Source organism: Pseudomonas sp. B14(2022), assembly GCF_012030485.1.
Taxonomy (GTDB): domain Bacteria; phylum Pseudomonadota; class Gammaproteobacteria; order Pseudomonadales; family Pseudomonadaceae; genus Aquipseudomonas.
Genome location: NZ_JAAUVM010000021.1, coordinates 81,034 through 93,324 on the forward strand (window position 1 = coordinate 81,034; position 12,291 = coordinate 93,324).

Annotated in this window: 13 protein-coding genes; all 13 read left to right on the forward strand. The window is 61.2% G+C overall.

Features of this window, described 5'->3' with window-relative positions; genetic code table 11:
* Positions 1–5: 5 nt before the first annotated feature.
* The 13 genes from flhF to HCF10_RS24790 all read left to right on the forward strand — a co-directional run bounded on the left by flhF (position 6) and on the right by HCF10_RS24790 (position 11,999).
* Positions 6–1,322, forward strand: a complete 1,317-nt coding sequence (gene flhF, locus HCF10_RS24730; protein WP_131698561.1) for a flagellar biosynthesis protein FlhF — start codon at positions 6–8, stop codon at positions 1,320–1,322.
* A gap of 105 nt (positions 1,323–1,427) precedes the next feature.
* Positions 1,428–2,261, forward strand: coding sequence for a flagellar synthesis regulator FleN (fleN, locus tag HCF10_RS24735; RefSeq protein ID WP_003192912.1), 834 nt, complete (start codon positions 1,428–1,430; stop codon positions 2,259–2,261).
* Entirely contained in the window at positions 2,258–2,998 is a 741-nt protein-coding gene (fliA, locus tag HCF10_RS24740) for an RNA polymerase sigma factor FliA (RefSeq protein WP_065924972.1), read from the forward strand. The genes fleN and fliA overlap by 4 nt, the downstream gene beginning before the upstream one ends.
* Positions 2,999–3,167: 169 nt before the next feature.
* Positions 3,168–3,542 carry a chemotaxis response regulator CheY gene (locus HCF10_RS24745; RefSeq protein WP_160385018.1) on the forward strand — a complete coding sequence of 125 codons (375 nt, stop codon included), beginning with the start codon at positions 3,168–3,170 and terminating at the stop codon, positions 3,540–3,542.
* An 18-nt stretch (positions 3,543–3,560) separates the two neighbouring features.
* Complete coding sequence (locus tag HCF10_RS24750) at positions 3,561–4,349, forward strand: protein phosphatase CheZ (RefSeq protein ID WP_090399987.1); 789 nt, start codon at positions 3,561–3,563, stop codon at positions 4,347–4,349.
* A gap of 11 nt (positions 4,350–4,360) precedes the next feature.
* On the forward strand, positions 4,361–6,577 hold the full coding sequence (locus HCF10_RS24755; RefSeq protein ID WP_167656604.1) for a chemotaxis protein CheA: 2,217 nt from the start codon (positions 4,361–4,363) through the stop codon (positions 6,575–6,577).
* A gap of 48 nt (positions 6,578–6,625) precedes the next feature.
* Positions 6,626–7,750 carry a protein-glutamate methylesterase/protein-glutamine glutaminase gene (locus tag HCF10_RS24760; RefSeq protein ID WP_167656605.1) on the forward strand — a complete coding sequence of 375 codons (1,125 nt, stop codon included), beginning with the start codon at positions 6,626–6,628 and terminating at the stop codon, positions 7,748–7,750.
* Positions 7,750–8,490 (forward strand): flagellar motor protein, encoded by a 741-nt coding sequence (locus tag HCF10_RS24765; protein ID WP_027603872.1) that lies wholly within the window; start codon positions 7,750–7,752, stop codon positions 8,488–8,490. Before HCF10_RS24760 ends, HCF10_RS24765 begins: the two co-directional genes overlap by 1 nt.
* Positions 8,491–8,505: 15 nt before the next feature.
* The gene (gene motD, locus HCF10_RS24770; RefSeq protein WP_131698558.1) at positions 8,506–9,393 is read left to right on the forward strand and encodes a flagellar motor protein MotD; all 888 of its coding nucleotides are present in this window, start codon (positions 8,506–8,508) and stop codon (positions 9,391–9,393) included.
* 51 nt (positions 9,394–9,444) lie between these two features.
* Positions 9,445–10,233: a ParA family protein gene (locus tag HCF10_RS24775; protein ID WP_065924144.1), complete on the forward strand. Its 789-nt coding sequence runs from the start codon at positions 9,445–9,447 to the stop codon at positions 10,231–10,233.
* A 2-nt stretch (positions 10,234–10,235) separates the two neighbouring features.
* Complete coding sequence (locus HCF10_RS24780) at positions 10,236–11,042, forward strand: CheW domain-containing protein (RefSeq protein WP_167656606.1); 807 nt, start codon at positions 10,236–10,238, stop codon at positions 11,040–11,042.
* Between the two features lie 81 nt (positions 11,043–11,123).
* The gene (locus HCF10_RS24785; protein WP_005790025.1) at positions 11,124–11,606 is read left to right on the forward strand and encodes a chemotaxis protein CheW; all 483 of its coding nucleotides are present in this window, start codon (positions 11,124–11,126) and stop codon (positions 11,604–11,606) included.
* Entirely contained in the window at positions 11,607–11,999 is a 393-nt protein-coding gene (locus HCF10_RS24790) for a DUF2802 domain-containing protein (RefSeq protein WP_131698556.1), read from the forward strand.
* Positions 12,000–12,291 lie beyond the last annotated feature (292 nt).

Genomic DNA, 12,291 nt, shown 5'->3' on the forward strand with positions numbered 1-12,291 from the left:
GGGTTATGCAAGTTAAGCGTTTTTTCGCCGCCGATATGCGTCAGGCCATGAAACTGGTCCGCGATGAGCTGGGCGCCGATGCCGCGATTATCGGTAACCGTCGTATTGCCGGCGGTGTCGAGCTGACGGCTGCCCTGGACTACACCCCCTCGGCATTGGCGCCGCGTGTGCCGAACATGGAGCTTGAAGACGAGCTGCGCAAGACCGCTTCGCGCATCGTCTCGGCCCAGGCTGAACTGAGCATGCGTGGCGACAGCGATGCCACCACCAATCGCCAGTTGTTTGCCGGCCTGCCGCTGACCGCCGCCGAGCCGCTGGTTGAGCCAACATTCATCGAACCGCCGCGTCCTGCTGCGCCAGCCCCGGCCGCCGCAGTCGACCAGCGTGTCTTCGACTCGATGCGTTTTGAACTCAACGGCCTGCGCGAACTGCTGGAAGTGCAACTGGGTTCGCTGGCCTGGACCCAACTGCAAGGCAGCAAACCGCAACAGGCCAACCTGTGGCGCCGCCTGCAACGCATCGGCCTGTCCGGCCCGTTGTCCCGCGACCTGCTGGCCCTGACCACCGAAATCGAAGAGCCTCGCCAGGCCTGGCGCATGTTGCTGGCCCACCTGGCGCGGATGATCAGCACCCCGGAAATCGAACCTCTGGAAGAGGGCGGCGTGATTGCCATGGTCGGCCCTGCCGGCATGGGCAAGACCACCACCCTGGCCAAGCTGGCGGCGCGTTATGTGCTCAAGTACGGCGCGAATAACATCGCGCTGGTGAGCATGGACAGCTACCGCATCGGCGCCCAGGAACAGCTCAAGACCCTGGGCCGCATCCTCAATGTGCCGGTCACCCACGTCGACCCGGGCCAGTCCCTGGCCAACGCGCTCGATCCGCTGCTGCGCAAGCGTGTGGTGCTGATCGACACCGCCGGCCTGCAAGCCAGTGATCCGGCGTTGCGCATGCAACTGGAAAGCCTGGCCGGGCGTGGCATCAAATCGAAAAATTACCTGGTGCTTGCAACCACCAGCCAGAAACAGGTTCTTACCGCTGCGTACCATAGCTACAAGCGTTGCGGTCTGGCCGGTTGCATCCTGACTAAACTGGATGAAACCGCGAGCCTGGGCGAAGTGTTGAGCCTGGCTATCAGCCATGAACTACCGGTTGCCTATCTGACCGACGGGCCGCGGATCCCGGATGACTTGCATCTGCCGCGTCGTCATCAGTTGGTCAGCCGCGCCGTCAGCGTGCAAATGCAAGAAGAGCCTAGCGAGGAAGCGATGGCCGATATGTTCGCCGACCTTTACCACAACCCGGCAAAACGGGTGGGTTGAGGCGCGATGAACACCGTGAAATGTACCTACATCGATGGTCTGCAAGCGATTCACGCGGCCAAGCCATGTAGCCTGCGTCTAAGCAAGACAAGGTAAAGAAATAAAATGGGCAGCATGCATCCCGTACAGGTGATCGCGGTGACCGGCGGCAAAGGTGGCGTCGGAAAAACTAACGTGTCAGTGAATTTGTCCCTGGCCCTGGCAGAGCTTGGCCGTCGCGTCATGCTGCTGGATGCTGACCTGGGGCTGGCGAACGTCGACGTTCTACTGGGACTGACGCCTAAACACACCCTTGCCGATGTGATCGAGGGGCGCTGTGAGCTGCGCGATGTGCTGCTCCAGGGCCCTGGCGGGATCCGCATCGTGCCGGCTGCCTCCGGCACCCAGAGCATGGTGCACCTGAGCCCGGCGCAGCATGCCGGCCTGATCCAGGCCTTCAGTGACATCGGCGACAACCTCGACGTGCTGGTGATCGACACCGCCGCCGGGATCGGCGAGTCCGTGGTCAGCTTCGTGCGCGCGGCGCAGGAAGTCTTGCTGGTGGTCTGCGATGAACCCACCTCGATCACCGACGCCTACGCCCTGATCAAACTGCTTAACCGTGACTACGGCATGAACCGCTTCCGCGTCCTGGCTAACATGGCCCAGAGCCCGCAGGAAGGTCGCAACCTGTTCGCCAAGTTGACCAAGGTCACGGATCGCTTTCTCGATGTCGCCTTACAATACGTCGGTGCAGTTCCCTACGACGAGTGTGTGCGCAAGGCTGTGCAAAAGCAGCGTGCAGTCTACGAAGCGTTCCCTCGTTCCAAATGCGCATTGGCGTTCAAGGCTATTGCCCAGAAGGTCGATACCTGGCCGTTGCCTGCCAACCCTCGGGGGCATCTGGAGTTTTTCGTCGAGCGATTGGTGCATCAGACGAGCGCAGGACCGGTGCTATGACAGCGAACGGCTATAACGCATACAAGAAGTCTGCCCGTGACAGCCAGGGCGAGTTGATCGAGCGCTATGCGCCACTGGTCAAGCGGATTGCCTATCACCTGCTGGCACGCCTGCCCGCCAGCGTCCAGGTCGAAGACCTGATCCAGGCGGGCATGATCGGCCTGCTCGAAGTGTCGACCAAGTACGACGCGAGCAAGGGCGCGAGTTTCGAGACGTATGCGGGGATCCGCATCCGTGGCGCGATGCTCGACGAAGTGCGCAAAGGTGACTGGGCACCGCGTTCGGTGCACCGCAATACACGCATGGTCAGTGACGCAATTCGTGCAATTGAAGCAAAAACCGGTCGCGACGCTAAAGATCACGAAGTTGCGGCCGAACTCCAATTGAGTCTCGACGATTATTACGGGATTTTGAACGATACCTTGGGCAGCCGCCTGTTCAGTTTCGACGACCTGTTGCAGGACGGCGAACACGAAGGGCTGCATGAGGACGGCGCGAGCACGCATATGGAGCCGTCGCGTGACCTGGAAGATGAGCGTTTCCAGGGGGCGTTGGCGGACGCCATTGCCAACTTGCCGGAGCGTGAGCGGTTGGTGTTGGCGCTGTACTACGACGAAGAGCTGAACCTCAAGGAAATCGGTGAGGTCCTGGGGGTCAGCGAATCGCGTGTCAGCCAGTTGCACAGCCAGTGCGCGGCCCGCTTGCGGGGGCGTTTGGGAGAGTGGCGAGCGCGCTGACAGGCAGTGTGGGGAGCACTGCAAAGCGATACCGCGAAGGTGATTGGCCTTCGCGGGTTCGACCCGTGGTGCCCCTGGCAGTCCTTGTTGTGTATGCCTGTTGATTGAAATGGCGCGTCCAGGTGCTGGGCGCGTTTAAGACTGCTTGGAGGTCGAATTGGACAAGAACATGAAAATCCTCATCGTTGATGACTTCTCAACGATGCGGCGGATCATAAAAAACCTGTTGCGTGACCTGGGGTTCACAAACACGGTCGAGGCGGATGATGGCCTTACGGCGATTCCGATCCTCAACAGCGGGAGCATCGACTTTCTGGTAACGGACTGGAACATGCCGGGGATGACCGGTATCGACTTGTTGCGCCACGTGCGTGCCGACGAAAAATTGCGCAGCCTTCCCGTGTTGATGGTGACCGCCGAAGCCAAGCGTGAACAGATCATCGAAGCCGCCCAGGCCGGGGTCAACGGTTACGTGGTTAAACCATTCACTGCACAGGCCTTGAAAGAGAAGATCGAAAAGATCTTCGAACGCATCCACGGCTGATGCCATCGCGGGGGAGCTATGGAGCATAAAGAAACGTCACAGGGCGACTTTGAGTCGACCCTGAAAAAGCATGCTCACCAGTTGGTCGACAGCCTTGAAAAAGGCCATTTCGGCGACGCGGTGCAGTTAATCCATGAGCTTAACCAGACCCGTGACCGCGGCCTGTACCAGGAAGTGGGCAAGCTCACACGCGAGCTTCACAGTGCAATCGTCAATTTCCAGATTGACCCGCACATGCCCCAGGCCGAAGAGATTTCGCAGATCACCGACGCCACCGAACGCCTGTCCTATGTGGTCAGGCTGACTGAGGCGGCGGCCAACCGCACCATGGACCTGGTGGAAAACGCCACGCCCCTGGTCAACGGCATGGCCACGGAAGCCCAGGCGCTCAGCGTTGACTGGGGCCGCTTCATGCGCCGTGAAGTCGGTGCAGAGGAGTTTCGTGAGCTGGCCCGTCGGGTCGAAGGGTTCCTGTCACGCAGCGAGCAAGAAAACCGCACGGTTTCCAGCAACCTCAATGACATTCTGCTGGCCCAGGATTACCAGGACCTGACCGGTCAGGTGATCAAGCGTGTGACCCAGTTAGTCACCGAAGTGGAAAGCAACCTGCTCAAATTGGTACTCATGGCCGGCCAGGTAGACCGTTTTGCCGGCATCGAACATGACCGCGAAGCGATCCTTTCTGAAAAAGATCCACAAAAACATCTCGCCAAGGGTGAAGGTCCGCAGATTCATGCCGATAAACGTGAAGACGTTGTGTCAGGTCAGGATGACGTAGATGACCTGTTATCCAGTTTAGGCTTCTAAGGAGCACCCACATGAGCTTCGGCGCCGATGAAGAGATCCTTCAGGATTTCCTTGTAGAGGCCGGCGAAATTTTAGAGCAACTGTCCGAACAACTGGTCGAGCTGGAAAGCCGCCCGGATGATGCGAACCTGCTCAATGCAATTTTTCGCGGTTTTCATACTGTAAAAGGGGGCGCCGGCTTCCTCCAGCTCCATGAGCTGGTGGAGTGCTGCCACATCGCCGAGAACGTGTTCGACATCCTGCGCAAGGGTGAGCGTCACGTTGATTCGGAGTTGATGGACGTGATTCTCGAAGCACTGGATGCGGTCAACGGCATGTTCAGCGAAGTGCGCGAACGTGCCCCGATCACCGCAGCCACTCCGGAACTGCTGGCCGCCCTGGCGCGCTATGCCGAGCCGGCCGATACCTCGGCAGCGCCGGTGGTCGAAGCCGCGCCGGAACCGGTGGTGGAGCCTGAAGCGGATGTGACGGACAGCGAGTTCGAGCAACTGCTCAATTCCCTCAGTGCCGTCAAGGCTGAGGCCGAAGCCCCAGCCGCCGTTGCCCCGGCCGCCGCGCCGAGCAGCGAAGACATTACCGACGCTGAGTTCGAGTCTTTGCTCGACCAATTGCACGGCAAGGGCCAGTTCGCTGCCGACGCCGTGGCGCCTGCCGGTGCCGAGCCTGCTGCGGATGCGCCCGCTGCACCTGTCAGCACCGACATCACCGACGACGAATTCGAAGCGCTGCTCGACCAGTTGCATGGCAAGGGCACCTTCGCGGCCGACGCCTTGCCGGCCGTCGCCGCTACACCCGCAACACCGGCTGCCGGTGCCAAGCCTGCGGACGATGGGTTGATCTCCGATCACGAATTCGAAGCGTTGCTGGATGATTTGCACGGCAAGGGCAAGTTCACCGAAGTCGCCCCAGCCGCCGCTGCCGCCCCAGCCGCTGCTGCGGCCACGGCGGCACCGGTTGCCGCCAAAGCCGCCGCGCCCGCCGCCAAGCCTGCGCCGGCTGCTGCCCCGGCTCCAGCGCGTGCCGCTGCCGCACCGGTCGCGGAAAAACCGGCCAGTGAAGCCGAAACCACCGTACGGGTCGATACCGCGCGCCTGGACGACATCATGAACATGGTCGGCGAGCTGGTACTGGTGCGTAATCGCCTGGTGCGCCTGGGCCTGAGCAGTGGCGATGAAGCCATGCAGAAGGCCGTGTCGAACCTCGACGTGGTCACCGCCGACCTGCAAACCGCGGTGATGAAAACGCGGATGCAACCGATCAAGAAAGTCTTCGGCCGCTTCCCGCGCCTGGTTCGCGACCTCGCGCGCCAACTGAAGAAAGAGATCAACCTGGAACTGGTGGGTGAAGAAACCGACCTCGACAAAAACCTTGTCGAGGCCCTGGCCGACCCGCTGGTCCACTTGGTGCGCAACGCTGTCGACCACGGTGTCGAAACCCCGGAAGAACGCGAAGCCTCGGGCAAGTCCCGTGGCGGCAAGGTGATCCTGGCGGCAGAGCAGGAAGGCGACCACATCCTGCTGTCGATCACCGATGACGGCAAGGGCATGGACCCGACGATTCTGCGCAATATTGCCGTCAAGCGTGGCGTGATGGACAAGGACGCCGCCGACCGCCTGACCGACACCGAGTGCTACAACCTGATCTTCGCCCCTGGCTTCTCGACCAAGACCGAGATTTCCGACGTGTCGGGCCGTGGCGTGGGCATGGACGTGGTGAAGACCAAGATCAGCCAGCTCAACGGCTCGATCAACATCTACTCGACCAAGGGCCAGGGCTCCAAGATCGTCATCAAGGTGCCGTTGACCTTGGCGATCATGCCGACCCTGATGGTGATGCTGGGCAACCAGGCATTCGCCTTCCCGCTGGTCAACGTCAACGAGATCTTCCACCTCGATCTGTCGCGCACCAACGTGGTCGACGGCCAGGAAGTGGTGATCGTACGGGACAAGGCGTTGCCCCTGTTCTACCTCAAGCGCTGGCTGGTTGCTTCGGCTGCCCATGAAGAGCAGCGCGAAGGCCATGTGGTGATTCTCTCCGTGGGCACCCAGCGTATCGGCTTTGTCGTCGATCAACTGGTTGGCCAGGAAGAAGTGGTCATCAAGCCTTTGGGCAAAATGCTGCAGGGAACCCCGGGCATGTCGGGTGCGACCATCACCGGTGACGGTCGGATCGCGCTGATTCTCGATGTTCCGAGCATGCTCAAGCGTTACGCCGCTCGGCGTATTTGATTCTGGTGGGGCACGGCGGTATTGCCCACCCCACCTAACGGAGTGTTTATGGCAGTCAAGGTCCTGGTGGTGGACGATTCGGGTTTCTTCCGCCGCCGCGTCTCGGAAATTCTTTCCGCCGATCCAAGCATCCAGGTGGTCGGCACGGCCACCAACGGCAAAGAGGCGATTGATCAAGCCATTGCGTTGAAGCCGGACGTGATCACCATGGACTACGAGATGCCGATGATGGATGGCATCACGGCAGTTCGGCATATCATGCAACGCTGCCCGACCCCGGTATTGATGTTCTCCTCGCTGACCCACGAAGGCGCCCGAGTGACCCTCGACGCGTTGGATGCGGGTGCGGTGGACTTCCTGCCGAAGAATTTCGAAGACATCTCGCGTAATCCCGAGAAGGTCAAGCAACTGCTGTGCGAGAAAGTCCACAGTATTTCCCGCAGCAACCGCCGCAGCCTGTTCAGCGCGCCAGCCCCTGCGCCGGCACCGGTGGCTGCGCCGACCAGTTCCTCGTTCAGTCGCCCGGCGTCTGCGCCGGTTGCACGGCCTGCCGTGCCGCCGGTGCGCACGTCGGCACCGGCGGCTGCCCAGTCGCCTGCGCCCAAGCGCAAGGCTTATAAACTGGTCGCCATCGGCACCTCCACCGGCGGCCCGGTAGCCTTGCAGCGCGTGTTGACCCAATTGCCGGCCAACTTCCCGGCGCCGATCGTATTGATCCAGCACATGCCCGCTGCGTTTACCAAAGCCTTCGCCGAGCGCCTGGACAAGCTGTGCCGCATCAGCGTCAAGGAAGCCGAGGATGGCGACATCCTGCGTCCTGGCCTGGCGTTGCTGGCCCCAGGCGGCAAGCAGATGATGGTCGATGCCCGTGGCGCGATCAAAATCCTGCCGGGCGATGAGCGCCTCAACTACAAGCCGTGCGTGGACATCACCTTCGGTTCGGCGGCCAAGTCCTACGGCGACAAAGTTCTGGCGGTGGTGCTCACCGGCATGGGCGCCGATGGCCGTGAAGGCGCGCGCCTGCTCAAGCAGGGCGGCAGTGCGATCTGGGCACAGGACGAAGCCAGCTGCGTGATCTATGGCATGCCCATGGCCATCGTCAAGGCTGACCTGGCCGACGCCGTCTACAGCCTGGACGACATCGGCAAGCATCTGGTGGAGGCCTGCCTCTGATGGATGTATTGAGCCTGATCGGCATCATCCTGGCGTTTGTCGCCATTATTGGCGGCAACTACCTCGAAGGCGGTCACCTTGGCGCCCTGGCCAATGGCCCGGCGGCGCTGATCGTGATTGGCGGCACGGTGGGCGCCGCGTTGCTGCAGTCACCGATGAGTTCGTTCAAGCGTGCAATGCAAATCCTCATCTGGATCATTTTTCCGCCGCGTGTCGACTTGGCCGGTGGCATCGATCGTGTGGTCAACTGGAGCCTCACCGCGCGCAAGGAGGGCCTGCTGGGCCTTGAGGGCGTGGCCGATGCCGAACCCGACAGCTACTCGCGCAAAGGCCTGCAATTGCTGGTGGACGGCGCCGAGCCGGAAGCGATCCGCAGCATTCTCGAAGTGGATTTCTACACCCAGGAAAGCCGCGACATCAACGCCGCCAAAGTATTTGAAAGCATGGGCGGCTACGCGCCGACCATCGGCATCATCGGTGCGGTGATGGGCCTGATCCATGTGATGGGCAACCTGGCCGATCCGTCGCAACTGGGCAGCGGCATTGCCGTGGCGTTCGTCGCGACGATCTACGGGGTGGCCAGTGCCAACCTGGTGCTGTTGCCGGTGGCCAGCAAGCTCAAGTCGATCGCCATGCGCCAGTCCCGTTACCGCGAGATGCTGCTTGAAGGCATCCTGTCGATTGCCGAGGGCGAGAACCCGCGCTCCATCGAATTGAAGCTCCAGGGCTTCATGGATTGATGGGGAGTATTGCCAATGAGCCGTCGCCGTCGCGAGCCTGAAGAACACGTCAACCACGAGCGGTGGCTGGTGTCCTACGCGGACTTCATCACCTTGCTGTTCGCCTTTTTCGTGGTGATGTATTCCATCTCGTCGATCAACGAAGGCAAGTACAAGGTCATTTCCCAGGCGCTGATCGGTGTGTTCAATGACGCCGACCGCTCGCTCAAGCCGATCCCCATCGGCGAAGAGCGGCCCAAGACCGTGACCCCGGCCAAGCCTCTGGTCAACGACAGCGACGAAACCGCTGCCGGCGTGGGCGGCACCAGTGATCCGCTGAAAAGCATCGCCGATGACATCAGTGCCGCGTTTGGCGACCTGATCAGTTCCAACCAGATGACCGTGCGCGGCAATGAGTTGTGGGTAGAGATCGAACTCAATTCCAGCCTGCTGTTCGCCAGTGCCGATGCGTTGCCCAGCGACCAGGCGTTCACCATCATCGACAAGGTCGCGGCGATCCTCAAACCGTTTGAAAACCCGATCCACGTTGAAGGCTTTACCGACAATGTGCCGATCAGTAATGCTCAGTACCCGACCAACTGGGAGCTGTCATCGGCCCGTGCCGCGAGCATCGTACGCATGCTCGCGATGCAGGGCGTGAACCCTGGGCGCCTGGCGTCGGTGGGGTATGGCGAGTTCCAGCCCGTGGCCAATAACGCCACGCTCGAAGGCCGCGCACGCAACCGTCGGGTGGTCTTGGTGGTGTCCCGAAACCTGGAGGTGCGCCGTAGCCTGACCGGTACCGGTACCGCCAATGCAACACCGGATGCGGCCTTGAAGCGCGCTGGCACACAAACTGCACCGGCCCCTGCAAAGCCGCCGGTTCAGCAGAGTGCCGTCAATTCTCCGTCGCCGGCTCAATAACCTTATGCAATGTCTCGGTCGCGCGTGTGCCCACCGGGAGGAACCATCCGAATGAGAGTCTGGGCAGTTGCCAATCAAAAAGGTGGAGTCGGCAAGACCACCACCTCCATCGCTTTAGCCGGCTTGCTGGCCGAGGCGGGCAAGCGTGTGGTCGTGGTCGACCTCGACCCCCACGGCTCGATGACCAGCTATTTCGGCTACGACCCGGATGCGCTGGAGCACAGCAACTACGACCTGTTCCTGCACAAAGGCAACGTACCGGCCGACCTGCCCGGGCAATTGCTGTTGCCCACCAGTAACGAAAGCATTTCCCTGCTGCCGTCCAGTACCGCGCTGGCCACCCTGGAGCGCCAGTCGCCGGGGCAGAGCGGCCTCGGCCTGGTGATTGCCAAGACCCTGGCGCAACTGTGGCAGGACTTCGACTACGCCATCATCGACAGCCCGCCGTTGCTCGGCGTGCTGATGGTCAACGCCTTGGCGGCCAGCCAGCAACTGGTGATCCCGGTGCAGACCGAGCACCTGGCGGTCAAAGGCCTGGAGCGTATGGTCAGCACCCTGGCGATGATCAACCGTTCGCGCAAACAGGCGCTGCCCTACAGCATCGTGCCCACACTGTTCGACCGCCGCACCCAGGCGTCCCTGGGCACCTTGCGCGTACTGCGCGACGCCTACCCGGAGACCATCTGGAATGGCTACATCCCGGTGGACACGCGCCTGCGTGATGCCAGCCGTGCCGGGCTCACGCCGTCGCAGTTCGACGGTAAAAGCCGTGGCGTGCTGGCTTACCGTGCATTGCTCAAGCACCTGCTGTCCCAGCAGCTTGTGGCGCAGGTGGCCTGATGATGAACCGTCCCGTCGAATTCAAGGTCAAGACCCGCCCGCAACTGGCACTGGAATCCTACCTGGATGCCTTGCTGCAGGACGCGACCGCGGAAGAATTGCCGGAACCGATCCTGGTGCTGGAGCCGGTGGTCGAAGTGCCGTCGTCGAGCAGCCTGGATGAGTTCCAGTTGGCTGTATTGGAAGAACAGGCCCGTGATGCACTCGTTGCGCCTGTGAGCGTGCCGGTTGTCGTCCCGGTGGTCACGCCCGTCGCGCCTGTGGTGGTCGAGCCGGTCGTGGAAGTGCATCTGCCGCCGAGCATCACGCCACCGCCGGTGAGCGGCGATGATCGCCCGGCCTGGGCTGCCGAGCCGTTCGAATGTTTGCTGTTTGACGTCGCCGGGTTGACCCTGGCGGTGCCGCTGGTGTGCCTGGGCTCGATCTATTCCCTGGAAGGCCAGGAACTGACGCCGTTGTTCGGGCAGCCGGAGTGGTTCCTGGGCATCCTGCCGAGCCAGGCCGGTAACCTTAAGGTGCTGGACACCGCGCGCTGGGTGATGCCCGACCGCTACCGCGATGACTTCCGCCAAGGCTTGCAATACGTGATCTCGGTGCAGGGCTACGAATGGGGGCTGGCGGTGCATCAAGTCAGCCGCTCGCTGCGCCTGGACCCGAATGAAATCAAATGGCGCAGCCACCGGGGCCAGCGGCCTTGGCTGGCAGGTACCGTGATCGAACACATGTGCGCATTGCTGGACGTTGCCGAACTGGCCGAGTTGATCGCCAGCGGTGCCGTTAAAGCGATGCCGGTGAACAAACGCAGTTGATTGGACAATAAGGGCCGCACGCGCGTGCGGCCAAAAGAAGTACACACGCCGCCTACATCGGCATTTGAAGGGGTCAGAGATATGAACAAGTCAGCGTCCGCACAAGGTTTGGATGATCCGATCCTGCAATGGGTTACCTTCAAACTGGACAACGAAACCTACGGTATTAACGTGATGCGCGTGCAGGAAGTGCTGCGCTACACCGAGATCGCTCCGGTTCCCGGTGCGCCAAGCTATGTGCTGGGCATCATCAACCTGCGCGGCAACGTGGTGACGGTGATCGACACCCGCCAGCGTTTTGGCCTGGACACGGTCGAAGTCAGCGACAACACGCGCATCGTCATCATCGAAGCCGACAAGCAAGTGGTCGGGATCATGGTCGACAGCGTCGCGGAAGTGGTCTACCTGCGCCAATCGGAAGTGGAAACCGCGCCGAACGTGGGCAACGAGGAATCGGCCAAGTTCATCCAGGGTGTGTGCAACAAGAACAACGAACTGTTGATTCTGGTTGAGCTGGACAAAATGATGAGCGAAGAAGAATGGTCGGAACTGGAGAGCATCTGATTGTTCCTTGAGGTCGCGGTGATTGTCCTGGCCCTGTTGTGGGCCGGGACCCTGGGTTTTCTGCTGCGCTATATGAGCCAGCAGCGGGAATTGGCGATGCAGCAGGCCGAGCGCGATGCGGTGCGTGATCGGCGAGTGCTGGAGTTGGTCAAGCGGGTTGATCACTTCCAGCAGAGTGCGGTGAGGGTCGGGGACGAGGTGCATGAACTGCGCGCCATTCTCGCGCCGTTGCCGGACAAGCTGGCGCAGATCGAGCAGCGTGATCCTTCCAGCCTGTCATTTGCCCAGGCGGCGAAGCTGGTGGGCATGGGCGCGACGGTGGATGAACTGACCCAGTCCTGTGGCTTGACCCAGGCTGAGGCCCAGTTGATGAGTAAATTACACAAAAGCTGATTGCGCCGTGTATACCGTGCAAAACCTCTCTGTGCCCTGAGCTAGAGCCTTCAGGCTTGAAAATCGAGGGTGTCGGCTGCGGCTGATTGTGTCGAATGTGTCACAGTGCCATGTTTGTCCATGGCACTTTTACGTCTTTGTGATGACCAACCTGCGCATGTAGGAAGTTTCACTCACAAGGATGCGAAATGTCTGTTGATCCCCCTCTCGAGCAAAACCCTCTGTTTTGCTGCCGTCTTGCGTCGCCACCTCCGCGCTTACCGCGCAATCAAACGCCGTGCTTCAAGATCGA